The sequence below is a fragment of the Kluyvera genomosp. 3 genome (assembly GCF_011765685.1).
Lineage (GTDB): Bacteria > Pseudomonadota > Gammaproteobacteria > Enterobacterales > Enterobacteriaceae > Kluyvera > Kluyvera georgiana_A.
Genome location: NZ_CP050321.1, coordinates 1,061,436 through 1,085,487, shown reverse-complemented (window position 1 = coordinate 1,085,487; position 24,052 = coordinate 1,061,436). Strand labels below are relative to the sequence as shown.

General features: G+C 56.8%; 25 protein-coding genes. 4 read left to right on the top strand and 21 right to left on the bottom strand.

The features are described 5' to 3' along the window. Window positions 1-171 precede the first annotated feature (171 nt). Window positions 172-2,733 (top strand): DNA mismatch repair protein MutS, encoded by a 2,562-nt coding sequence (mutS, locus tag GY169_RS05140; protein WP_167575145.1) that lies wholly within the window; start codon window positions 172-174, stop codon window positions 2,731-2,733. A 100-nt stretch (window positions 2,734-2,833) separates the two neighbouring features. Here the strand turns inward: mutS and GY169_RS05135 are convergent, their stop codons facing one another. From GY169_RS05135 to GY169_RS05120, 4 genes are all read right to left on the bottom strand, one after another. Further along, complete coding sequence (locus tag GY169_RS05135; RefSeq protein ID WP_167575144.1) at window positions 2,834-2,986, bottom strand: Hok/Gef family protein; 153 nt, start codon at window positions 2,984-2,986, stop codon at window positions 2,834-2,836. Window positions 2,987-3,244: 258 nt separating this feature from the next. Further along, entirely contained in the window at window positions 3,245-3,481 is a 237-nt protein-coding gene (locus GY169_RS05130; RefSeq protein WP_065357919.1) for a non-oxidative hydroxyarylic acid decarboxylases subunit D, read from the bottom strand. Between the two features lie 10 nt (window positions 3,482-3,491). Further along, on the bottom strand, window positions 3,492-4,919 hold the full coding sequence (locus GY169_RS05125) for a non-oxidative hydroxyarylic acid decarboxylases subunit C (protein WP_064543132.1): 1,428 nt from the start codon (window positions 4,917-4,919) through the stop codon (window positions 3,492-3,494). Continuing rightward, window positions 4,919-5,512: a non-oxidative hydroxyarylic acid decarboxylases subunit B gene (locus GY169_RS05120; RefSeq protein WP_167575143.1), complete on the bottom strand. Its 594-nt coding sequence runs from the start codon at window positions 5,510-5,512 to the stop codon at window positions 4,919-4,921. Before GY169_RS05120 ends, GY169_RS05125 begins: the two co-directional genes overlap by 1 nt. 151 nt (window positions 5,513-5,663) lie before the next feature. On the opposite strand from GY169_RS05120, the gene GY169_RS05115 reads away from it, so the two are divergent. Then, entirely contained in the window at window positions 5,664-6,068 is a 405-nt protein-coding gene (locus tag GY169_RS05115) for a MarR family winged helix-turn-helix transcriptional regulator (protein ID WP_064543127.1), read from the top strand. Window positions 6,069-6,129: 61 nt separating this feature from the next. Here GY169_RS05115 and rpoS read toward each other — a convergent pair whose 3' ends face one another. From rpoS to cysD, 12 genes are all read right to left on the bottom strand, one after another. Then, window positions 6,130-7,122, bottom strand: a complete 993-nt coding sequence (rpoS, locus tag GY169_RS05110; protein ID WP_106926080.1) for an RNA polymerase sigma factor RpoS — start codon at window positions 7,120-7,122, stop codon at window positions 6,130-6,132. 117 nt (window positions 7,123-7,239) lie between these two features. Further along, window positions 7,240-8,385: a murein hydrolase activator NlpD gene (gene nlpD, locus GY169_RS05105; protein WP_163446287.1), complete on the bottom strand. Its 1,146-nt coding sequence runs from the start codon at window positions 8,383-8,385 to the stop codon at window positions 7,240-7,242. Window positions 8,386-8,507: 122 nt separating this feature from the next. Beyond that, entirely contained in the window at window positions 8,508-9,137 is a 630-nt protein-coding gene (locus GY169_RS05100; RefSeq protein WP_065357922.1) for a protein-L-isoaspartate(D-aspartate) O-methyltransferase, read from the bottom strand. Continuing rightward, window positions 9,131-9,892, bottom strand: coding sequence for a 5'/3'-nucleotidase SurE (gene surE / locus GY169_RS05095; protein WP_163446288.1), 762 nt, complete (start codon window positions 9,890-9,892; stop codon window positions 9,131-9,133). The genes GY169_RS05100 and surE overlap by 7 nt, the downstream gene beginning before the upstream one ends. After that, window positions 9,873-10,922, bottom strand: a complete 1,050-nt coding sequence (gene truD / locus GY169_RS05090; RefSeq protein WP_163446289.1) for a tRNA pseudouridine(13) synthase TruD — start codon at window positions 10,920-10,922, stop codon at window positions 9,873-9,875. Before truD ends, surE begins: the two co-directional genes overlap by 20 nt. Continuing rightward, entirely contained in the window at window positions 10,919-11,398 is a 480-nt protein-coding gene (ispF, locus tag GY169_RS05085) for a 2-C-methyl-D-erythritol 2,4-cyclodiphosphate synthase (protein ID WP_064543116.1), read from the bottom strand. The genes truD and ispF overlap by 4 nt, the downstream gene beginning before the upstream one ends. Beyond that, window positions 11,398-12,108 carry a 2-C-methyl-D-erythritol 4-phosphate cytidylyltransferase gene (gene ispD / locus GY169_RS05080; RefSeq protein ID WP_167575142.1) on the bottom strand — a complete coding sequence of 237 codons (711 nt, stop codon included), beginning with the start codon at window positions 12,106-12,108 and terminating at the stop codon, window positions 11,398-11,400. Before ispD ends, ispF begins: the two co-directional genes overlap by 1 nt. Window positions 12,109-12,127: 19 nt before the next feature. Then, a complete protein-coding gene (gene ftsB, locus GY169_RS05075; protein WP_163446291.1) occupies window positions 12,128-12,445 on the bottom strand; it encodes a cell division protein FtsB in 318 nt (105 codons plus the stop codon). Window positions 12,446-12,596: 151 nt separating this feature from the next. Further along, window positions 12,597-12,923 carry a DUF3561 family protein gene (locus GY169_RS05070; protein ID WP_163446292.1) on the bottom strand — a complete coding sequence of 109 codons (327 nt, stop codon included), beginning with the start codon at window positions 12,921-12,923 and terminating at the stop codon, window positions 12,597-12,599. A gap of 43 nt (window positions 12,924-12,966) precedes the next feature. Further along, window positions 12,967-13,572: an adenylyl-sulfate kinase gene (cysC, locus tag GY169_RS05065; protein ID WP_163446293.1), complete on the bottom strand. Its 606-nt coding sequence runs from the start codon at window positions 13,570-13,572 to the stop codon at window positions 12,967-12,969. Beyond that, window positions 13,572-14,999 carry a sulfate adenylyltransferase subunit CysN gene (gene cysN, locus GY169_RS05060; protein ID WP_167575141.1) on the bottom strand — a complete coding sequence of 476 codons (1,428 nt, stop codon included), beginning with the start codon at window positions 14,997-14,999 and terminating at the stop codon, window positions 13,572-13,574. The genes cysC and cysN overlap by 1 nt, the downstream gene beginning before the upstream one ends. 9 nt (window positions 15,000-15,008) lie before the next feature. Beyond that, entirely contained in the window at window positions 15,009-15,917 is a 909-nt protein-coding gene (gene cysD, locus GY169_RS05055) for a sulfate adenylyltransferase subunit CysD (protein ID WP_064543103.1), read from the bottom strand. A gap of 326 nt (window positions 15,918-16,243) precedes the next feature. Here cysD and GY169_RS05050 point away from each other — a divergent pair, with 326 nt between their 5' ends. Then, complete coding sequence (locus GY169_RS05050) at window positions 16,244-17,290, top strand: aminopeptidase (RefSeq protein WP_167575140.1); 1,047 nt, start codon at window positions 16,244-16,246, stop codon at window positions 17,288-17,290. A gap of 39 nt (window positions 17,291-17,329) precedes the next feature. Here the strand turns inward: GY169_RS05050 and GY169_RS05045 are convergent, their stop codons facing one another. Further along, window positions 17,330-18,109 (bottom strand): SDR family oxidoreductase, encoded by a 780-nt coding sequence (locus GY169_RS05045; RefSeq protein WP_167575139.1) that lies wholly within the window; start codon window positions 18,107-18,109, stop codon window positions 17,330-17,332. Beyond that, entirely contained in the window at window positions 18,087-18,419 is a 333-nt protein-coding gene (locus tag GY169_RS05040; RefSeq protein WP_163446297.1) for a nuclear transport factor 2 family protein, read from the bottom strand. The genes GY169_RS05045 and GY169_RS05040 overlap by 23 nt, the downstream gene beginning before the upstream one ends. A gap of 102 nt (window positions 18,420-18,521) precedes the next feature. Here GY169_RS05040 and GY169_RS05035 point away from each other — a divergent pair, with 102 nt between their 5' ends. After that, window positions 18,522-19,424, top strand: a complete 903-nt coding sequence (locus tag GY169_RS05035; RefSeq protein WP_167575138.1) for a LysR family transcriptional regulator — start codon at window positions 18,522-18,524, stop codon at window positions 19,422-19,424. Window positions 19,425-19,461: 37 nt separating this feature from the next. On the opposite strand, the gene cysH is transcribed toward GY169_RS05035, so the two are convergent. The 3 genes from cysH to cysJ form a co-directional block, all read right to left on the bottom strand. Then, entirely contained in the window at window positions 19,462-20,196 is a 735-nt protein-coding gene (gene cysH, locus GY169_RS05030) for a phosphoadenosine phosphosulfate reductase (protein WP_167575136.1), read from the bottom strand. A 117-nt stretch (window positions 20,197-20,313) separates the two neighbouring features. After that, window positions 20,314-22,026 carry an assimilatory sulfite reductase (NADPH) hemoprotein subunit gene (gene cysI / locus GY169_RS05025; RefSeq protein WP_065357930.1) on the bottom strand — a complete coding sequence of 571 codons (1,713 nt, stop codon included), beginning with the start codon at window positions 22,024-22,026 and terminating at the stop codon, window positions 20,314-20,316. Continuing rightward, complete coding sequence (gene cysJ, locus GY169_RS05020) at window positions 22,026-23,828, bottom strand: NADPH-dependent assimilatory sulfite reductase flavoprotein subunit (protein WP_167575135.1); 1,803 nt, start codon at window positions 23,826-23,828, stop codon at window positions 22,026-22,028. The genes cysI and cysJ overlap by 1 nt, the downstream gene beginning before the upstream one ends. Window positions 23,829-24,052 lie beyond the last annotated feature (224 nt).

The window sequence follows — 24,052 nt, the reverse complement described above, 5'->3', positions numbered from 1 at the left end:
GGTTCAGCCTGCCGCCGAATCTCGAACATCCTGGTGGAACAACTCTCCCACTTTCGTCTTCACCGCTTTCCCTGAAATACCTATCTCCGTTATCATAGCCACCCACTGCGACAAAAACGAAAATGAAAAAGTTCGCTTTCCACTTTTAACCAGGGACCTGGATTACACCCCATGAGTAAAATCGACAATCTCGACGCTCACACCCCCATGATGCAGCAGTACCTGAAGCTAAAAGCACAGCATCCGGAAATTCTGCTGTTCTATCGCATGGGCGACTTCTACGAAATGTTCTACGACGATGCGAAGCGCGCGTCGCAACTGCTGGACATCTCGTTAACCAAACGCGGCGCTTCTGCCGGCGAACCGATTCCTATGGCGGGTATCCCGCATCACGCGGTGGAAAACTATCTCGCCAAGCTGGTCAATCAGGGCGAATCGGTCGCCATCTGCGAACAGATTGGCGACCCGGCCACCAGCAAAGGTCCGGTTGAGCGTAAAGTGGTACGCATCGTCACGCCGGGTACCATCAGCGATGAAGCCCTGTTACAGGAACGTCAGGACAACCTGCTGGCGGCCATCTGGCAGGATAGCAAAGGCTACGGCTATGCGACGCTGGATATCAGCTCCGGTCGCTTCCGCTTGAGCGAACCGACCGACCGCGAAACCATGGCGGCGGAGCTGCAGCGTACCAACCCGGCCGAGCTGCTGTACGCCGAAGATTTTGCCGAGATGTCGCTCATTGAGGGCCGCCGCGGGCTGCGTCGTCGCCCGCTCTGGGAGTTTGAAATTGATACCGCGCGCCAGCAGCTGAATTTGCAGTTCGGCACTCGCGATCTCGTCGGCTTCGGCGTCGAAGGTGCGCCGCGCGGCCTGTGCGCCGCGGGTTGCCTGCTGCAGTATGTCAAAGACACCCAGCGCACCTCGCTGCCGCATATTCGCTCCATTACCATGGATCGTCAGCAGGACAGCATCATCATGGACGCTGCGACTCGGCGCAATCTGGAGATCACCCAGAACCTGGCCGGCGGCTTTGAAAATACCCTCGCGTCGGTGCTGGACTGCACGGTCACGCCGATGGGCAGCCGCATGCTCAAACGCTGGCTGCATATGCCGGTGCGCGACACAAAAATTCTCACCGAGCGCCAGCAGACCATTGGCGCGTTGCAGGATACCACCGCCGAACTACAGCCGGTGCTGCGCCAGGTCGGCGATCTGGAACGTATTCTCGCACGTCTGGCGCTGCGTACCGCCCGTCCGCGTGACCTTGCCCGCATGCGTCATGCTTTCCAGCAGTTGCCGGAACTGCGTGCTCAGTTGGCCAGCGTCGACAGCGCACCGGTACAGATGCTGCGCGAGAAAATGGGTGAATTTACCGAACTGCGCGAGCTGCTGGAGCGTGCCATCATCGATGCGCCGCCGGTGCTGGTTCGTGACGGCGGCGTAATCGCCCCGGGTTATAACGAAGAGCTGGACGAATGGCGCGCGCTGGCCGATGGCGCGACCGATTACCTCGACCGCCTGGAGATCCGCGAACGCGAGCGTACCGGGCTGGATACCCTGAAAGTCGGCTATAACGCGGTTCACGGTTATTACATCCAAATCAGCCGTGGGCAAAGCCATCTGGCGCCGATTAACTACGTGCGCCGTCAGACGCTGAAAAACGCCGAGCGCTATATCATCCCCGAGCTGAAAGAGTACGAGGACAAAGTTCTGACCTCGAAAGGCAAGGCCCTGGCGCTGGAAAAACAGCTGTACGACGAGTTGTTTGAACTGCTGCTGCCGCACCTGGCCGACCTTCAGCAAAGCGCCAGCGCATTGGCTGAGCTGGATGTGCTGGTTAACCTGGCGGAACGCGCCTATACGCTGAACTACACCTGCCCGACCTTTACCGATAAGCCCGGCATTCGGATTACCGAAGGCCGCCATCCGGTGGTGGAGCAGGTACTCAACGAACCGTTTATCGCCAACCCGCTGAGCCTGTCGCCGCAGCGCCGGATGTTAATCATTACCGGCCCGAACATGGGCGGTAAAAGTACCTATATGCGTCAGACGGCATTGATTGCGCTGCTGGCCTACATTGGCAGCTACGTTCCGGCGCAAAGTGTCGAGATTGGTCCTATCGACCGTATCTTCACCCGCGTCGGCGCGGCGGACGATCTGGCCTCCGGCCGCTCCACCTTTATGGTAGAGATGACCGAAACGGCCAACATTCTGCACAACGCCACCGAACACAGCCTGGTGCTGATGGATGAAATCGGTCGCGGCACCTCCACCTACGACGGTCTGTCACTGGCGTGGGCCTGCGCGGAAAATCTGGCTAATAAGATCAAAGCGTTAACCCTATTCGCCACCCACTACTTCGAGCTGACCCAGTTGCCGGAGAAAATGGAAGGCGTCGCCAACGTGCATCTGGACGCGCTGGAGCACGGCGAGACTATCGCCTTTATGCACAGCGTGCAGGATGGCGCGGCGAGCAAGAGCTACGGCCTGGCAGTGGCCCAGCTGGCGGGCGTGCCGAAAGAAGTGATTAAGCGCGCGCGCCAGAAGCTGCGCGAGCTGGAGAGCCTTTCGCCCAATGCGGCGGCCACGCAGATAGACGGCACGCAAATGTCGCTGCTGTCTGCACCCGAAGAGGTATCACCGGCGGTGGAGGCTCTGGAAGGTCTGGATCCGGACGCATTAACGCCACGTCAGGCGCTGGAGTGGATTTATCGTCTGAAAGGCATGGTGTAGCCGCGCTCGGCCGGGCTACGTGAGTAGCCCGGCAGGTGAAAAATGGGTGCTGGAGGACAAATCCGTACAGCCAATACGCGGGGTTTCCCCCGCGTCGTCGCTACTTCTTCGGTTCGTAAGCGAGAATAGCTTTAAACTCCATACCACGCTCACGGATGCTCAATTCACACAGCGAATCGCGCACCATTAACGTGAATCCTAATGCTGTTATACACAGCACAACGATCGCCACCAGGGCGTACTTTGTCAGCATATCTTGCCTCCCTGCAAAGAAGAGACTAACATCTGAACTGTTTGGGTTTGATGCTAGCCTCAGGTTGATAGAAATATCGCCTGGGGCTTTCACCTTTCTGGAACCCTGAAAATGCTCAAAGCCCAGAAAGCCTCAAGCACCCGCCGCTATTCTATTCCTGCCTGCCGCTTAGCAAATAAACGCCGTCCGTTGCTACGAGCCTGCTCGCAAAATAAAAAAAGCCCGGATTATCCGGGCTACACAGAAACAGCATCAAAATCAGCGCTTATCTTCCGCCAGCAGCGGCGGAATGCTCGGCACCATCGGCGCGTCGTCGATATCCTTCTGCGTCATGCGGAACGCTTCCGGGTAGTGCTCGCGGCTGGTGCGGCGTAACGGCTCAGTATCACGCCAGGTGTACAGGCAGTGCTGGCACTGGTATACGGTCCAGACACCTTTCACCGGCGATTTCGCCATCACTTCAATATGCTCATCGGCGCAACGTGGACAGATCATCTTTTCCTCCTTACTTACGGTTAGCCAGCATAGCGGTCAGTTTTTCAGCCCAGGCCTTGGTTTCCGGCAGGTCTTGTACGGGCTGGCTATAGTGACCGCGGTTGTCCGGCGCAACCGGAGTGGTGGCGTCGATAATCAGTTTGTCGGTGATACCCGCCGGGCTTGAGCCCGGATCCAGTTCCAGTACCGACATATTCGGCAACTGCACCAGGTCACCCGCTGGGTTAACTTTTGACGATAGCGCCCACATCACCTGCGGCAGGTTGAACGGGTCGACGTCTTCATCAACCATAATGACCATCTTCACGTAGCCCAGACCGTGCGGCGTGGTCATCGCACGCAGGCCGACCGCGCGGGCAAAACCGCCGTAGCGTTTTTTGGTGGAGATAATCGCCAGCAGACCGTGGGTGTACATGGCGTTCACCGCCTGCACTTCCGGGAACTCCGCCTTCAGTTGCTGGTACAGGGGTACACAGGTTGCCGGGCCCATCAGGTAGTCAATTTCGGTCCACGGCATGCCGAGGTAAAGAGATTCAAAAATCGGTTTTGTGCGATACGAAACCTTATCGATGCGCACCACGGTCATGTTACGACCGCCCGAGTAGTGTCCGGTGAACTCGCCGAACGGACCTTCGATTTCACGCTTACGGCCTTCAATCACCCCTTCGAGGATCACTTCAGAGCCCCACGGCACGTCGAAACCGGTCAGCGGCGCGGTGGCAATCGGATACGGGCTTTCACGCAGCGCGCCGGCCATTTCATATTCCGACTGATCGTACTTCAGCGGCGTAGCGCCCATCAGGGTAATAATCGGGTCGTTGCCCAGGGTAATCGCAATCGGCAGATCTTCGCCACGCTCTTCCGCTTTATGCAGATGTAGCGCGATGTCGTGCATCGGTACCGGCTGCAGGCCAAGCTTACGCTTACCCTTCACTTCCATACGGTAAATGCCGACGTTCTGTTTACCGAAGTTATCCGGATCCAGCGGGTCGCGTGAGACGACGCACGCTTTATCGAGATAAAAACCGCCGTCGCCGTCGTTCAGGCGGAACAGAGGCAGGATATCGAACAGGTTAATGTCTTCGCCGTCGACGGTGTTTTCTGCCCACGCCGGGTTAGCGCGGCGCTCCGGCGCAATCGGGAATTTATCCCAGCGGCGAATAAACTCATCAATCTGTTTTTTCACCGGCGTGTTGATTGGCAGCCCCATGGAGATAGCGTGGTTCTGCCAGGAACCAATAGTGTTCATCACCACGCGAGCATCGGTAAAACCGCGAATATTATCAAACCACAGCGCGGGCGCGCCGTCGCCAATGCGGCCTGTGGCATTGGCCGCGGCGGCCAGATCGGGCTCGGCATTGACCTCTTCACTGATTTTCAGTAGTTGTCCCTGGTCTTCCAGCGCCTGCAAGAATCCACGTAAATCATCAAAAGCCATTATGCATTCTCCTGTGAATATTGGTTCGCCGCCGGTAAACCCTGCCAGCGACGGGCCTTGTCATGTTTGAGGCCAAACTGATCGAGCACGCGGGTCACCACGTGCTGCACGATGTCGTCCACCGTTTCCGGATGGTTATAAAACGCGGGCATGGGCGGCACCATGGCAACGCCCATGCGGGAGAGCGCCAGCATGTTTTCCAGATGGATAGTGCTCAGCGGCATTTCGCGGGGTACCAACACCAGCTTGCGCCCCTCTTTCAGCACCACGTCAGCGGCACGCCCCACCAAACCATCCGCATAACCAGCGCGAATACCGGCCAGCGTTTTCATACTGCATGGGATAACAATCATGCCGTCGGTCTGAAAAGAGCCGGAAGAGATGGTCGCAGCCTGATCGGCCGGCCTGTGGCTGAAGTCGGCCATGGCGGCAACATCGCGTGCGCTCCACGGAGTTTCCAGTTCGATGGTGGTTTTGGCCCATTTCGACATCACCAGGTGCGTTTCCACCTCCGGCATGCCTTGCAGCGCTTGCAGCAGCGCAACCCCCAACGGCGCGCCGGTTGCTCCCGTCATGCCAATAATCAGTCTCATCTCTCACCTCATTTTCGTTCGTGTACGAACAATGTGGTTAAGCTACTCCTGTTGGACGAGTCTGGCAAGGTTGTTCAGCGAAGCTCGCATTTTTTGTTCAATGGGTCGGGAGCGGCTATCATAAGCGCAGATACATTGCCGGAGAGCGATCATGGAGATCAAAAACGAAGCGTTTCACCTGCTCCGCCATCTTTTTCAACAGCATACGTCACGCTGGCAGCACGAGTTGCCGGAACTCACCAAACCGCAGTATGCGGTCATGCGCTCCATCGCCGAATGCCCAGGCATTGAACAAGTGGCGTTGACCAGCGTGGCGGTTAGCACCAAGGCGACGCTCGCTGAAATGCTGAGCCGAATGGAGGCTCGCGGGTGGGTCAAACGCGAGCATGACCCGGATGATAAGCGTCGGCGTTTTGTTTTTTTAACCCCGGACGGGGAAGCGCTACTGGCGGCGAGCCAGCCGGTGGGGAACCGCGTGGATGACGAGTTTTTGCAGCGTTTGACGCCGCAGGAACGGGAGCAATTTACACATTTAATTCGTAAGATGATGGAATAACGCGGAAAAAAAGCAAAGAAAAAGGCCAGTCTGACGACTGACCTCTTTGAATAAAACAGGCTTATTCGCGGAACAGCGCTTCGATATTCAGCCCCTGTGTCTGCAGAATTTCACGCAGACGACGCAGACCTTCAACCTGAATCTGACGCACGCGCTCGCGGGTCAGGCCAATCTCGCGGCCGACATCTTCCAGCGTAGCTGCTTCATACCCCAACAGGCCAAAACGACGCGCCAGCACTTCTCGTTGTTTGGCGTTCAGTTCGAACAGCCATTTCACGATGCTTTGCTTCATGTCATCGTCTTGCGTGGTGTCTTCCGGGCCGTTTTCATTTTCATCGGCCAGGATATCCAGCAGCGCTTTCTCAGAATCTCCGCCCAGCGGCGTATCAACTGAAGTGATGCGTTCATTGAGACGCAGCATACGGCTTACGTCATCAACCGGCTTATCCAGCTGTTCAGCTATCTCTTCCGCGCTCGGTTCATGGTCCAGCTTGTGGGACAGTTCACGCGCGGTACGCAGATAGACGTTCAGTTCTTTAACAATATGGATTGGCAGACGAATGGTACGGGTTTGGTTCATGATCGCCCGTTCAATGGTCTGACGAATCCACCAGGTGGCATAGGTTGAAAAACGGAACCCACGCTCCGGGTCGAATTTCTCTACGGCACGAATCAGCCCCAGGTTGCCCTCTTCAATCAGATCCAGCAGTGCCAGACCACGATTGCCATAACGGCGGGCAATTTTCACCACCAGACGAAGGTTGCTTTCAATCATCCGACGGCGTGAGGCAACGTCGCCACGCAGGGCACGACGTGCAAAATAAACTTCTTCTTCAGCGGTCAATAACGGAGAATAGCCGATCTCGCCTAAGTAAAGCTGAGTCGCATCGAGTACACGTTGAGTGGCACCTTGCGATAAGAGCTCTTCTTCCGCGAGTTCGTTGTCACTGGGTTCCTCTTCATTTAAGGCCTTCTCATCGAAAGCCTCTACTCCATTCTCATCAAATTCCGCGTCTTCATTTAAATCATGAACTTTCAGCGTATTCTGACTCATTTTAAGGTGGCTCCTACCCGTGATCCCCAGGCAATGCACCTTATCATGTCACTTTTCAGGCGACCTCTGCGGTCGCCGACGTCACCTGAAAGCGTTCATGTGAAGTACTTTGCCGACTTATCGCTGCGGTAAATACTGCAGCGGGTTGACGGATTTCCCCTTGTAACGAATTTCAAAATGCAAACGTGTTGAACTGGTTCCGGTGCTACCCATGGTAGCGATTTTCTGCCCCGCCTTGACGTCCTGTTGTTCCCGGACCAGCATTGTATCGTTATGAGCGTAGGCACTCAGGTAATCATCGTTGTGTTTGATGATAATAAGATTACCGTAACCGCGCAGTGCGTTACCGGCATAGACGACGCGCCCATCGGCGGTTGCGACGATTGCCTGTCCTTTACTGCCTGCAATATCGATACCTTTGTTGCCACCGTCGGTGCCGCTAAAGTTCTCGATTACCTTGCCGTCAGTTGGCCAGCGCCATGAAGAGATCGGCGAACTGGTTGAAGTACTGCTGGCAGTCGGTACGGTTGTGCTCGCAGTTGGTGCCGTTACAGGCGCTGTGACTGTCGTCGCAGGCTTGTTGTTAGGCAACATTTTGTTAGCACTTTGTTCACCTGAATCCTCAGAATACGTAATTGTCGGAGTCGACGCAACAACCGCGGTTGAATTTTGTGCAGGTTTTGAGACTAATCCGGAATTTCCGCTGCTGGCCTGTGCGCTGGCCATGGCGACAGGGTTATTGCCGGTGATCGGCTGGCCTGAAGCGTTACCCACCTGCAGAACCTGGCCGACATTCAGGGCGTACGGCGCCGCGACGTTGTTGCGCTGGGCCAGGTCACGGAAATCATTCCCGGTCACCCACGCGATGTAGAACAGCGTATCGCCATGCTTCACCGTGTAGGTGCTGCCGCCGGTATAGCTACCTTTAGGAATGTCGCCATATTTACGGTTATAGACGATATGACCGTTCTGCATCTGTACCGGTTGTTCAGCAACAGGCTGCGCGACTTGCGGCTGCGCCTGCACCGGCTGGGTCTGAACCGGCTGTACCGGTTGAATCTGAGGCGTTGACTGCGCCGTGCTGCCCATTTTTGGCGGCGGCGTAATCAGCATGCCGGAGTTCGTGCTGCTGGAGCCTCCGCTGTTCACGGAGCTGACTGGCGCTGGTGTATTATTCGAAGAAGTACAACCGGCCAACCAAAGTGAAACCAGTGATAATGCCACAACACGATTGACGGTAAATTTAGGGCTTCCCGCGCTCATTTATCCCCCAGGAATAGGTTAACTGCCAGTGACTTAATACCGTGCAACGCAGGCGATGAACACTGGAAAACGTGTTCACCATACGCTGAATTTCGCTGAATACCCTCAGAAAAATCCGGGACTCAGGCCAGCTCCCCTTTTACCAGGGGAACGAAGCGAACAGCCTCAACGGTATCAATAATAAATTCGTCTCCCCGCCGATGAACGCGCTTGAGGTACTGGCGATCGTCGCCCACGGGTAAAACAAGGATACCGCCTTCGTCCAGCTGCGACATTAACGCAACCGGAATCTCCAGCGGTGCCGCCGTAACGATGATAGCGTCAAACGGGGCGCGTGCCTGCCACCCCTGCCAGCCATCGCCGTGGCGGGTCGATACATTATGTAAATCAAGCTGCTTCAGGCGACGCCGGGCGTGCCATTGCAGACTTTTTATCCGCTCAACGGAGCAGACATGATGCACCAGATGCGCCAGAATCGCCGTCTGATAGCCCGACCCGGTGCCAATCTCCAGCACCCGGGACTCCGGCGTCAGCTCCAGCAGCTCGGTCATGCGCGCCACCATATAGGGCTGCGAAATCGTCTGGCCCTGGCCTATCGGCAACGCGACGTTTTCCCACGCGCTATGTTCAAACGCTTCATCAATAAATTTATCGCGCGGAACCTGCGCCATCGCATCAAGCACCCGCTCATCGCGGATGCCCAGTTGACGAAGTTGGTTGAGCAGACTCTGGATACGTTTACTGACTACCATTGCGCATCAACCCTCGCCTGCTCCAACCAGCCGGTGACCACCTCATGCGCGCTGTGCGCGGTGAGATCCACATGCAGCGGCGTCACCGATACGTAGCCCGCGTCCACCGCGGCAAAATCGGTGTCCGGCCCGGCGTCGCATTTATCGCCCGGCGGCCCAATCCAGTAGAGAGTATTACCGCGCGGATCCTGCTGTGGAATCACTTTATCCGCCGGATGGCGGCTGCCGCAGCGGGTCACGCGAATGCCTTTGATTTGGTCGAGCGGCAGGTCGGGCACGTTGACGTTGAGGATGCGCCCGGTGCGCAGCGGTTCACGGGCGAGCGCACGCAGCAGCGAGCAGGTCACCGCCGCGGCGGTCTCATAGTGCTGATGACCGTTTAGCGACACCGCGAGGGCGGGAAAGCCTAAATGGCGGCCCTCCATAGCGGCGGCAACCGTGCCAGAGTAGATCACGTCATCGCCCAGATTGGGGCCGGCATTAATGCCTGAAACCACGATATCCGGACGCGGACGCATCAGCGCATTGACGCCCAGATAGACGCAGTCGGTTGGCGTGCCCATCTGCACGGCAATGTCGCCGTTATCGAAAGTGAAGGTACGAAGCGAGGATTCCAGCGTCAACGAGTTCGACGCGCCGCTGCGGTTACGATCGGGTGCAACTACCTGAACCTCGGCAAATTCCCGCAAGGCTCTGGCCAGCGTCTGAATGCCTGGCGCATGGATCCCGTCATCGTTACTCAGCAATATTCGCATAATCACCTGTTGTATTGATAAGTTCCCTTACCACGCTGGTCGCGAAACTGCCCGCCGGCAGCCAGAAGCGCAGTTCGACGGTGACGTCGTCCCACCAGTTCCAGCTCAGCTGCTGCGGATAGAGCAGCATGGCGCGGCGCGCGGCTTCGACTTTTTCACGCTGCAGCAGCGACTGCAGCGCCGTCTCTTCAGCCAGCACGGTCTGTTCAAATTCCAGGGCGGTACGCTGTGTTCCCCAGTCGCCGCTCCCAGGCAGCGCTGCGGTAATCATTAATTCACGCGCGTCGACGCGAGCCTGCAGTACGGCCTGCTCTTCATCGGTGGCAACAAACCAGCTGCCGCGTCCCGCTAATTGTAGCGCATCGCCGTCAACAACTTGATTAAAGTCCGGTTTTTTTAGGCGTTCGCTCACTATCTGATTAAACAACGCGCTGCGGGCCGCCGACAACCAAAAACTGCGTTTATTACGATCCCGCACCGGCGCGCCGCTTTCTGCCCAGCGCAGTGCGCCCAGCAGGTTACTGCCGCCAATGCCAAAACGCTGAGCGCCGAAGTAGTTCGGCACGCCGCGTTCGGCAATCGCCTGTAATCGTGTCTCGACGTCATCACGGCCGCTCACCTCACGCAGCACCAGCGTAAACTGATTGCCTTTTAGCGCGCCTAAACGCAGCTTACGCTTATGACGCGCGTATTCCAGCACCTGACAGCCTTCCAGCTGAAACTGGCTTAAATCCGGCATCGTGTTGCCCGGCACGCGCGCGCACAGCCACTGTTCGGTGACCGCATGCTTATCTTTCTGTCCGGCAAAGCTCACTTCGCGAGCATGTATTTTAAGGAATTTAGCCAGCGCGTCGGCAACAAATCGGGTATTGCAGCCGTTTTTCAGGATGCGCACGAGAATGTGCTCGCCTTCGCCGTCCGGCTCAAAACCTAAATCTTCAACCACCAGGAAATCTTCCGGGCTGGCTTTTAACTGCCCCGTTCCCTGCGGCTTGCCGTGCAGGTAGGTCAGTGCATCAAACTGAATCATGACGTAGCCTTTTGCAGCAGTGCGACCGCTTCGCAGGCAATGCCTTCACCGCGCCCGGTAAAACCCAGCTTCTCGGTGGTGGTCGCTTTAACGTTAACGTCATCCATATGGCAGCCGAGGTCTTCGGCAATAAACACGCGCATTTGCGGGATGTGCGGCAGCATTTTCGGCGCCTGGGCAATGATCGTGACATCAACATTGCCAAGCGTGTAACCTTTGGCCTGCACGCGTTTCCACGCTTCGCGCAGCAGGGCGCGGCTGTCCGCGCCTTTAAAGGCGGGATCGGTGTCCGGGAACAGTTTGCCGATATCGCCCAGCGCCGCCGCGCCCAGCAGGGCGTCGGTCAACGCGTGCAGCGCAACGTCGCCATCGGAGTGCGCCAGCAGCCCTTTTTCGTACGGGATGCGCACGCCGCCAATGATAATCGGGCCTTCGCCGCCAAAGGCGTGTACGTCAAAACCGTGTCCAATTCGCATTATGCATTCTCCGGGTTACCCGAGCGGGTGAGGTAAAATTCAGCGAGCGCCAGATCTTCCGGGCGGGTCACCTTAATATTATCAGCACGTCCGGCAATCAACTCGGGATGAAAGCCGCAATATTCTAATGCCGACGCTTCGTCGGTAATCGACGCGCCTTCGTTGAGCGCGCGGGTCAAGCAATCCAGTAACAGTTCGCGCGGGAAAAACTGTGGCGTCAGCGCATGCCATAGATCGTTACGATCGACAGTGTGCGCAATCGCAGCTTTCCCCGGCTCGGCGCGCTTCATGGTATCGCGCACCGGCGCGGCCAGAATACCGCCGACCCGGCTGGTTTCGCTTAAGCTGAGCAGACGCGCCAGATCGTCCTGATGCAGACACGGACGGGCCGCGTCGTGTACCAGCACCCATTGCGCATCATCAATCGCACGCAGGCCCGCCAGCACGGAATCCGCGCGCTCGGCGCCGCCTTCAACGACGGTAATCTGGGGATGTTGCGCAAGAGGCAGCTGCGCGAAGCGTTCGTCTCCGGCAGAAACGGCGATAATCACCCGCTGGACGCGGGCGTTGGCCAGCAGCGCATCCACCGAGTGTTCAAGAATCGTTTTGTTACCGATTGAGAGATATTGTTTTGGGCAGTCCGTTTGCATGCGGCGGCCAAATCCGGCTGCCGGCACCACGGCGCATACGCCCGGAAAAGTCACGGCCATGTCGTCATCCTGGGACTGATTATCGATTAGTTTGCGTTTGCCCCGCGCCCTGCGTGCGTTTAGACGCATCCGGAACCAGACGATAGAACGTTTCGCCCGGACGGGTCATGCTGAGTTCATTACGTGCGCGTTCCTCAATCGCTTCCTGGCCGCCATTAAGGTCATCAATTTCGGCGAAAAGCTGATCGTTGCGCGCTTTTAATTTTGCGTTGGTTGTTTGTTGTACGGATACATCATCACGGACTCGGCTGAAGTCATGCAGACCGTTCTTTCCGAACCACAGCGAATATTGTAGCCAGACCAGCAAAGCCAGTAATAGCAGCGTTAATTTACCCATCCTGCCCCCTGAAAAACGGCTCTATCATCCCATAACTTGCCGTCATACTCCACTCCGGCCGCAGGCGATACCGCATATCGCCGGAAATGTACCACATTTCCTTTGCCTGTTGGCGTGCAATCCGCCGCCGTTGAACCCTCATACGAAGGAATTAACTCATAATCCACATGAATAACAAACCACACAGGAGGGCGACAGTCAGTAGCGTTGCAACAATGGTGTAACCTAACTTGCCTTTCACCAGCGAGTGAAACGCAACGCCAACCACCACCGCGACGGGCATCAGGGCAAGGAAAAAAGGCCAGGTGTAGAGGAAAAAGAACAGTGTGTTATTGCCGTAATGCAGATAGGGGATACCCAGCGCCATCAACCACGCCACAAAGCCGACAAAAGCCCCTGACAAAGACCAGGTGGTTTCATCATAAGCAGAGGCTAGTGACTCGGGCTGGGCCACGTTGATGTTCTGAGTGTTACGCATAAATAATCCTGTTAGGTCGGAGCAGGCAAACTCCGACACGTTTTCAGGATCTGATAATATCGCTCTGCCTCAGTAGATCTAATAATTGCGCAACCAAATTTGTTACTAATTGTTCACCGTCCAGGTGGATCGCAGGCTGCTCGGGTGATTCATACGATGAATCAATTCCGGTGAAATTACGCAACTCTCCGGCGCGCGCTTTTTTATACAGCCCTTTCGGATCGCGGGCTTCGCAAGTTGCCAGCGGCGTATCGACAAAGACTTCAAAGAAGCGATCGTCCCCTACGCGTTCACGCACCATCTGCCGTTCGGCGCGATGAGGCGAGATAAATGCGGTCAATACCACCAGCCCGGCATCCACCATCAGTTTCGCCACTTCGCCGACGCGGCGAATATTTTCTTTACGGTCTGCATCGGTAAAGCCGAGATCGCTGCACAGCCCGTGGCGCACATTATCGCCATCGAGCAAATAGGTGCTTACACCAAGCTCATGCAGCGCCTCTTCCAGCGCCCCGGCCACGGTGGATTTACCCGAGCCCGAAAGCCCGGTAAACCACAGCACAACCCCACGGTGACCGTGGAGTTGTTCACGCTGCTGCGCGGTGACGGGATGGGCATGCCAGACGACGTTTTCGTCATGTGCCGCCATTACTTGCCTCCCAGCAAATCGCGCGCGCCCCAATGCGGGAAGTGTTTGCGCACCAACGCATTCAGCTCAAGTTCAAAAGCGCTGAACTCTGAATTCACCACCGCATCCTCGGTATTCGGTTCACGCACCATGCCCGCACCGACGGTCACGTTGCTTAAACGGTCAATGAAGATCAGACCGCCGGTGACCGGGTTTTCCTGATATTTATCGAGCACCAGCGGCTCATCAAAGGTCAGGTCCACCAGGCTGATACCGTTCAACGGCAGCGCGTCCACTTCGCGCTGGGTGAGGTTATTGATATCAACCTGATACTGAATGCCATCGACGCGGGCGCGGGTTTTCTTGCCGGCGACTTTAATATCATAGCTTTGCCCTGCCGCCAGCGGCTGCTCGGCCATCCACACCACGTCAACGGCAGCGCGTTGCACCGTCGGCAGCGCGTCCTGTGCGTCAAGCAGCAGGTCGCCACGGCTGATGTCGATTTCATCTTTCAGCACCAGCGTGATGGCTTCTCCTGCCGCCGCTTCCTGCAGATCGCCGTCAAAGGTCACGATGCGCGCCACGGTAGACTCTACGCCTGACGGCAGCACCTTAATGCGCTGGCCGACCTTCACGGTGCCGGAAGCCAGCGTGCCGGAGAAACCGCGGAAATCGAGGTTCGGGCGGTTCACGTACTGAACCGGGAAACGCATCGGTTGGGTATCCACCGTACGACGGATTTCCACCGTCTCCAGCACTTCCAGCAGCGTCGGGCCGCTGTACCACGGCAGCTTGTCGCTGTTGCTGGCAACGTTATCGCCTTCCAGCGCGGACAGCGGGACGAAGCGAATATCGAGGTTGCCCGGCAGCTGCTCGGCAAAGGTCAGATACTCTTCGCGAATGCGGTTAAAGGTCTCTTCGCTGTAGCCGACGAGATCCATTTTATTGACAGCCACCACCAGATGCTTGATGCCCAGCAGTGTGGAAATAAAGCTGTGACGACGGGTCTGATCCAGTACGCCTTTACGCGCGTCGATCAGCAAAATCGCCAGGTCGCAGGTCGACGCGCCGGTGGCCATGTTACGGGTGTACTGCTCGTGCCCCGGGGTGTCGGCAATAATAAATTTACGCTTCTCGGTGGAGAAATAGCGGTACGCCACGTCGATGGTGATGCCCTGCTCGCGCTCGGCCTGCAGGCCGTCCACCAGCAACGCCAGATCGAGCTTCTCCCCCTGGGTGCCGTGACGCTTGCTGTCATTGTGCAGCGACGACAGCTGGTCTTCGTAAATCTGACGAGTATCGTGCAGCAGGCGGCCAATCAGCGTACTTTTGCCGTCATCCACGCTGCCGCAGGTCAGAAAACGCAGCAGGCTTTTGTGCTGCTGAGCGTGCAGATACGCTTCAACGCCGCCTTCATCGGCAATTTGTTGTGCAATAGTGGTGTTCATGGCGGCTCCTTAGAAATAACCCTGACGTTTTTTAAGCTCCATGGAGCCAGCCTGGTCGCGGTCAATCACGCGGCCCTGGCGTTCACTGGTGGTCGAGACCAGCATCTCTTCGATAATTTCCGGCAGCGTTTGCGCGTCGGACTCTACCGCACCGGTCAGCGGCCAGCACCCCAGGGTACGGAAACGCACCATGCGTTTTTTGATCACTTCACCCGGCTGTAAATCAATGCGATCGTCATCGATCATCATCAGCATGCCGTCACGTTCCAGCACCGGGCGCTCAGCGGCCAGGTACAGCGGAACAATTTCGATGTTTTCCAGATAGATATACTGCCAGATATCCAGCTCGGTCCAGTTAGAGAGCGGGAAGACGCGGATGCTTTCGCCTTTGTTGATCTGCCCGTTGTAGTTGTGCCACAGCTCCGGACGCTGGTTTTTCGGATCCCAGCGGTGGAAGCGGTCGCGGAAGGAGTAAATACGCTCTTTGGCGCGGGATTTCTCTTCATCGCGGCGCGCGCCGCCGAACGCGGCATCAAAACCGTATTTGTTCAGCGCCTGCTTCAGCCCTTCAGTTTTCATAATGTCGGTGTGCTTGGCGCTACCGTGGACAAACGGGTTGATCCCCATCGCCACCCCTTCCGGGTTTTTATGCACCAGCAGTTCGCAGCCGTAGGCTTTCGCGGTACGGTCGCGGAACTCGTACATTTCGCGGAACTTCCAGCCAGTGTCAACGTGCAGCAGCGGGAACGGCAGCGTACCCGGATAAAACGCCTTGCGCGCCAGATGCAGCATTACGCTGGAATCTTTGCCGATGGAGTACATCATCACCGGATTAGAGAATTCGGCGGCCACCTCACGGATGATATGGATGCTTTCCGCCTCCAGTTGCCGCAGGTGAGTAAGTCGTTTTTGGTCCATAACCGTTCCTTAAGCCTGATTCATTGCACGTCTGTTGTGTTGAGGGCCGATCTTGTCGTTGGCGCTTATTGGGTTGTTGCTGCGGGGTCGTGCTACAACTCGCTAACAATCAGCAATAGAGGGACTATAGGGGTAGGTTTAGACCAAATGAAATTACGAAAAGGAATGAGTAGTTACTCAAAGGAATAACGCGCTGGAAAAGCAAATATCAAAAAGTGCTTAACATGCTATTTTTCGGGCATTTAAGAGCTTTTGAAATTGTGTAATGAAAACCACAGTTTCATACTAAGCGCGTCTATTTTTTTGCTCTGTTGTAAGGACTTCCTATGTTCTCCGCATTGCGCCACTGCATGGCAGCCCTGGCGCTCGGCGTATGCTTCTCCCTCCCGGCACAGGCCGCCGCTTCGTCACTGGGCACCATCGCCAATACGCAGGCTCGCTATATTGCCACCTATTTCCCCGGACGCATTACCGGCACGCCCGCTGAAATGCTCTCCGCCGACTATATTCGTCAGCAGTTTGCGCAAATGGGTTACCAGAGCGATATCCGCACCTTTAACAGCCGCTATATCTACACCAGCAAAGATAACCGAAAAAACTGGCATAACGTGGTCGGCAGTACGGTTATCGCGGCGCATGAAGGGAAATCCAGCCAGCAGATTATTATCATGGCGCATCTCGACACCTACGCGCCGCACAGCGACAGCGACGTCGAACAGAATCTCGGCGGTCTGACGCTTCAGGGCATCGACGATAACGCACTGGGCCTCGGCGTGATGCTGGAGCTGGCGGAGCGTTTTAAAAATATTCCCACAGAGTATGGCATCCGTTTTATCGCTACCAGCGGTGAAGAAGAGGGAAAACTCGGCGCTGAGAATTTACTTAAGCGCATGAGCAGCGCGGAAAAGAAAAATACGCTGCTGGTCATTAACCTCGATAACCTGGTCGTCGGCGACAAACTCTATTTTAACAGCGGCGTCAAAACCCCGGCCTCGGTGCGCAAGTTAACCCGCGATCGGGCGCTGACCCTGGCCCACAGCCGCGGCATTGCTGCCGCCACCAACCCAGGCCTCAATCCGCAATACCCGCAGGGTACTGGTTGCTGCAACGATGCCGAAGTCTTCGACCAGGCGGGTATCCCGGTACTCTCCGTCGAAGCCACCAACTGGTCGCTTGGCAAAAAGGACGGCTACCAGCAGCGCGCGAAAAGCGCCAGCTTCCCGGACGGCACCAGCTGGCATAACGCGCAACTCGACAACCAGCAATATATTGATAAAGCGCTGCCGGGGCGTATTGAGCGCCGTAGCCGTGAAGTGGTCAGAGTGATGATGCCGCTGATGCGAGAGCTGGCGAAGGCGAAAACCCACGGCTGATACCCTCAAGGTCAGGCAGCCCGCCTGACCTTTACCGCATTACACCGTGGGGATCGTTCCACCATCAATAACGTACTCACTGCCGGTAATCGAACCGGCTCGCTCAGACGCCAGGAAAGCAATCAGGTTCGCCACCTCTTCCGGCGCTGACGGACGACCGAGCGCAATACCGCCCAGCGAATCCATAATGATCTTTTTACTGCCCTCGTAATCGATTCCTTTCTCAGCAGCCAGCCGCTCGGCAAAGCGTACGGCAGCCTCGGTTTCAATCCATCCAGGCGCTACCGTCAAGACACGAACGCCTTTTGGCGACACTTCTTTGGAGAGGCTTTTGCTGTAGGTGGATAGCGCGGCTTTCGCTGCCGCGTAGGCCGTAGTGGACTCCGGTAAAGGCAAGGAACGCTGGATAGACGAGACGTGAACGACCACACCCTGCCCGTTAGCCACCATCGCAGGCAGCAGCAGGCGATCCAGACGGACGGCAGGATAGAGGTTCAACACCAGCTCCTGTTGCCAGATATCATCGCTGAGCACGGCGTAGCCTCCGACCGGTGACGATGAGCCGCCAAGCATATGGACGACAATATCAACACCGCCAAGCTGCGTCTGTACGGCATCGGCCAACGCCACACAGCCCTCCGCGGTTGTGAGGTCAACGGCGACAAAAAGCGCATCGCTATGGGCTTCCGGTTGATGTCTGGCACAGGTCATCACCCGCGCGCCCTGCGCTAAAAATAGCGCCACCGTCGCCGCGCCTGCGCCTTTGGTCCCCGACGTGACCAGCACACGTTTTCCCTCAAGACCCAGAAAGCTCGGCATAACCAATCTCCAGTTCAACAATACGGTCTTTTAGCAGACGGAAATCGTAGTCCAGCACAACAGGGCTACCCGGGAAGTTGCCGCTAACATTGGCACGAATCGTCACGATGTCGCCACGTGCAAACATATCGAACGGTTCAGAGACAAAATCATACTGTTCTCTGGAAGCGACCCGCCATGCGCGGATAGCCGTGCGGCCGGTATAGGTATTCCCCTCATCTTTGACCACCGCATATTCCGCAAAGGCACTCATCGCCGTGTCGAGACTTTCTTCATTAAAGAAATGCTGTATTGCCGTTGGCATATTCATGCTGCCGCTCCTTTCAATAAACGTTACGGGTTTACTGTAAGGATCCGCTATAGTTTAAACAATCAGGACAAATGTTGATGAAGTGATGAAGGAAACGGGATAATGTCGCGCGTTGCGCTCACTGATTTAGAAGCCGTCATGGCGATTGCCCGTCGTGGAACTTTCCGCGCGGCGGCGGTCGATTTGGGTGTTTCCACCACGGCGCTGAGCCACACGATTGCCAAATTTGAGTCCGGGCTTGGCGTCCGGCTGTTTAACCGTACCACTCGTAGCGTCAGCCTGACCGATGCCGGTCGCCTGTTTATTGATAACGTCGGCCCTTCGCTCCAGGGGGTTTATGATGCCCTGGAGGTCGTTCGCGCCCGCCGCGAAACGCCGTCGGGGCTGCTGCGAATTAATACTCCGCCCTTTGCCGCGCGCACCATTATCTCTTCGCTGGTGCTGAAGTTTCTGCAGCGTTATCCCGAAATGCAGGTCGATATTGTCACCGATGGTCGCCTGATTGATATCGTGGCGGAAGGCTTTGATATGGGCGTCCGTGTGGCGAAGCTTATTCCCAATGACATGATTGCCATTTCATTAGGCCAGCCGCAGCGTCACGCTATCGTCGCTTCGCCTCAGTATCTTAAAGAACAGGGCAGCCCTGAAACGCCGCTCGATCTTCTCCATCACGCCTGCATTCGCGTCAGGCTGCCCGACGGTACGATTTACCGCTGGCACCTGGAAAACGCCGGAGAGGTTGTGCAGGTGGATGTTCAAGGGCGACTTACGCTTGATGAGGCCTCTTTAGCGCGGATTGCCGTGCTGGAAGGCGCCGGGATTGGCTGCTTTCTGGAGCAGGATGTGGTGGAGGATATTGCAGCAGGTCGTTTGGTTCGCCTGCTCAACGACTGGACACCACCCTTCCCCGGCCTGTGTATTTACTACCCCGGGCGTCGCAACCCGTCCGCCGGGCTTGCCGCCTTTCTGGAAATGGCGAGGGAATTAGGTCGCCAGCAGGCTTAATATCGCGCAACAGAGGGCCCGCTGCGCGATAAATTCATTACCCTTCGTGCAGCCCGCACTCACGCTTCAGCCCGAAGAACCGCGTCTCTTCTTCCGCCATGCCCGGCTCCCATTTGCGGGTGGTGTGCGTATCGCCAACCGACAGATAGCCCTGATCCCACAGCGGATGGTATTTCATACCGTGCTTTTGCAGATACTGGTAAACGGTACGGTTATCCCAGTCGATAATCGGCAGCACTTTAAACACGCCGCGCTGAATCGCCAGCACCGGCAGCGTAGCACGGCTACCTGACTGCTCGCGGCGCAGGCCGGCAAACCAGGTCTGCGCATTTAACTCCTTGAGCGCCCGGTTCATCGGCTCAACCTTGTTGATGTCATTGTATTTCTCAATGCCTTCAACGCCCTGCTCCCACAGTTTGCCGTAACGCGCTTCCTGCCAGGCAGCGCTCTCTTTGGCGCGATAGACCTGGAGATTAAGTTTGAGTTTGTCCGTTAACTCATCAATAAACTGGTAGGTTTCCGGGAACAGGTAGCCGGTATCGGTGAGGATCACCGGGATATCCGGGCGAATCTGATTCACCAGATGCAAACTCACCGCCGCCTGGATACCAAAGCTTGAGGAGAGCACGTATTCGCCGGGCAGGTTTTCCAGCGCCCAGGCCACGCGATCCTCAGCGCTCAGTTTTTCCAGTTCGGCGTTGGTTTCGGCCAGCGCCAGTACGCGATCGACTTTTGGCAGGTCGTTCAGGGCGTTTAGATCGAGTTTGGACATATGGACCTCGTTTGTGTGTTTCCCCTCACCCCGGCCCTCTCCCCAAAGGGGCGAGGGAGAAAACCGAACGGTCCCCTCTCCCCTGCGGGGAGAGGATTAGGGTGAGGGGGGACGGTGTTATTCCCAGAAATCACGCGCTGGATCGAGCACCGGGCGAATGATGCCCGCACGCACCGTAAAGTCGCCGAAGCCTTCACCCGCTTCACGCTCTTTCGCCCAGCGCCCAACCAGTTCGTCAACAGAATCGAGAATTTCTGATTCCGTAATATTTTCGCGATACATACGCGGAATACGCGTCCCCATGCGGTTGCCGCCCAGATGCACGTTGTAGCGACCCGGCGCTTTGCCCACCAGCCCCAGCTCCGCCAGCATCGCGCGGCCACAGCCGTTCGGGCAGCCGGTCACGCGCATCACGATGTGCTCGTCCGGGATACCGTGTTTTTCCAGAATCGCTTCGACTTTGTCCGTGAACGACGGCAGGAAACGCTCGGCTTCCGCCATCGCCAGCGGACAGGTCGGGAACGACACGCAGGCCATCGAGTTTTCGCGCTGCGGTTTCACCGCATTCATCAACCCGTGGTCGCGCGCCAGCTTCTCGATCTTCGCTTTCTGGCTTTCCGGCACGCTGGCAATAATCAGGTTCTGGTTGGCGGTGATGCGGAAATCGCCTTTGTGGATCTTCGCGATCTCCAGCAGGCCGGTTTTCAGCGGACGTCCTGGGTAATCCAGGATACGACCGTTTTCGATAAACAGCGTCAGGTGCCAGTTGTTGTCGATCCCTTTCACCCAACCGATGCGATCGCCGCGACCGGTAAACTCATACGGACGGATCGGCTCGAATTTGATCCCCGCGCGACGCTCAACTTCTTCTTTGAACGTGTCGACACCGACGCGCTCAAGCGTGTATTTGGTTTTCGCATTTTTACGGTCGGTACGGTTACCCCAGTCACGCTGGGTCGTCACCACCGCTTCCGCTACCGCCAGGGTATGCTCAAGCGGCAGGAAGCCGAACTCGCTGGCCGTACGCGCGTAAGTTTTCTTATTACCGTGCTCAATAGACAGACCGCCGCCAACTAGCAGGTTAAAGCCCACCAGCTTGCCGTTTTCAGCAATCGCCACGAAGTTCATGTCGTTGGCGTGCAGATCGATATCGTTCTGCGGCGGGATCACCACCGTGGTTTTGAATTTACGCGGCAGATAGGTTGCCCCGAGGATCGGTTCTTCGTCGGTGGTCGCGACCTTCTCCTGATCGAGCCAGATCTCCGCATAGGCGCGGGTGCGCGGCAGCAGATGTTCAGAGATCTTTTTCGCCCACTCGTAGGCTTCCGCGTGCAGCTCGGACTCATACGGGTTGGAGGTGCACAGCACGTTACGGTTCATGTCGTTGGCGGTCGCCAGCGCGTCCAGCCCCACCGAATGCAGCATCTGGTGCACTGGCTTGACATTCTTCTTCAGAATACCGTGGAACTGGAAGGTCTGACGGTTGGTCAGACGGATGCTGCCGTAAATCGTGTTGTCAGCGGCGAATTTGTCGATCGCCTTCCACTGGGTGGTGGTGATCACTCCGCCCGGCAGACGGCAGCGCAGCAGCATCGCGTGACGCGGCTCCAGCTTCTGCTCGGCGCGCTCGGCACGAATGTCACGGTCATCCTGCTGGTACATGCCGTGGAAACGGATCAGCAGGAAGTTATCGCCGTGGAAGCCGCCGGTCAGGCCGTCATTCAGGTCTTCCGCGATGGTGCCGCGCAGGAAATTACTTTCACGCTTCATGCGCTCGGCGTCAGTCAGTTTGCCTTCGACCACTAAAGGCCCTGGGTGTTTTTCGCTCATTAGTAGACATCTCGCTGATAACGGCGCTCGACGCGCAGCTCACTTAAAAATTCATCCGCCGCTTCGATGTCCATTGCACCGAACTCAGCAATCACTTCCAGCAACGCCTGCTCAACGTCTTTCGCCATGCGATTGGCGTCGCCGCAGACATAAATGTGGGCACCGTCATTAATCCAGCGCCACAGCTCTGCGCCCTGTTCGCGCAGTTTGTCTTGTACGTAGATTTTTTCTTTTTGATCGCGTGACCAGGCCAGATCGATCCGGCTCAGCACGCCTTCTTTCACGTAACGCTGCCATTCAACCTGATAAAGGAAATCTTCGGTGAAGTGCGGGTTACCGAAGAACAGCCAGTTCTTACCTTCCGCACCATCGGCGGCGCGCTGCTGCATAAAGGCGCGGAACGGCGCGATACCCGTACCAGGGCCAATCATAATCACCGGAGTCTGCGGATTCGCTGGCAGGCGGAAATTATCGTTGTGCTCAATGAACACGCGCACTTCGCCCTCTTCTTCCACGCGGTCGGCGAGGAAGCTGGAAGCACCACCCGCGCGGGCGCGGCCTTCAATATCGTAGCGCACGACGCCGACGGTTACGTGCACTTCGCTTTCGACTTCCGCCTGTGAAGAGGCAATGGAGTACAGACGCGGCGTCAGCGGACGCAACAGGCCGATTAATGCTTCAGCGTCGAGCTGCGCCGGGGAGAAACGCACCATATCGACGATAGGCGTGGTGGCTGCATATTGCTGCAACTGCGTTTTATCGCCCACCAGCGGCAGCAGAGACTCGCTGCGCGTCAGCGTAGCGTAGTTCTCCACGATATTCGCGGTGTTGACCGTCAGTTCGAAGTGCCACTGCAGCGCTTCGGCCAGCGGCAGGGTTTTGCCGTTGACGGTAACGGGCTCGTCACCTTTCAGCCACAGCAGCTCAACAAGCTCTTGCACCAGCGCGGGATCATTCTGATACCACACGCCCAGCGCGTCGCCTGGCTGATAGCGCAGGCCTGAATCGCCGAGGTCAATTTCAATATGGCGGACGTCTTTTTCAGAATCGCGGCCGGTAATTTTCTGGTTCACCGACAAGGACGCCGACAGCGGTGCCTCTTTGGTGTACGGGCTGGAGTGAATGTCGTTCGCCGCCCCGCTTGCTGCCGCCTGCACGGAAGGTGCAGCCGGCGCGCGGGCTTTCAGCACCTCAACCAGACGCGCACGCCATTCCGCCGCGGCGGCCTGGTACTCCACGTCTGCATCGACGCGGTCGAGCAGGCGCTCACCGCCCAGCTCGGCCAGCTTGCTGTCAAAGTCTTTCCCTGCCTGGCAGAAAAACTCATAGGAAGTATCGCCAAGTCCCAGCACCGCAAAGGCGGTATCGGTCAGCTTCGGCGCTTTTTTCGAGAACAAGAATTTATGCAGCGCTACCGCTTCTTCCGGCGTTTCCCCTTCACCCTGCGTAGAGGTCACAACAACCAGCAGCTTTTCCGACGCGATTTGTTTGAATTTATAATCCCCGGCGTTCACCAGGTTCACGTTCAGTTTGGCGGCCAGCAGATCGTCACGCAGCGCTTCCGCAACGCGGCGGGCATTGCCGGTCTGCGAGGCGGAAATCAGCGTAATGGCCGGGACTTCGACGGCAGCCGGTGCGGCAGAAACGGTCGCAGCGCCAGGCTGCTGATTAAGCACGCCCCAAAAATAGCCAGAAACCCAGGCAAGCTGGGTGGGTGATAAATCAGTAGTGGCCGCCTGAAGGCGCGCTAACTGCTCCGGATTAAGCGGGAGCAAAGCTGAAGGGGGAGACTGTGTTGTCATGCGTTGTTATGTTCCAGTAGCAAAGCTGTTTCTAATCAGAAAAAACAAAACTGAATGTAAGGTTAACGACGTGGATAATAACAATTAAAGAAGGGATAGAAATATCAAATAACCAAATGGACTAACCTCTTTTCCTGGTAGTTAATAGCAATAAAACAGGTTAAATAACCTATTGATATAAATGGATAATAATTATCATCGTGCACAATTATTGTCCTCTTTGC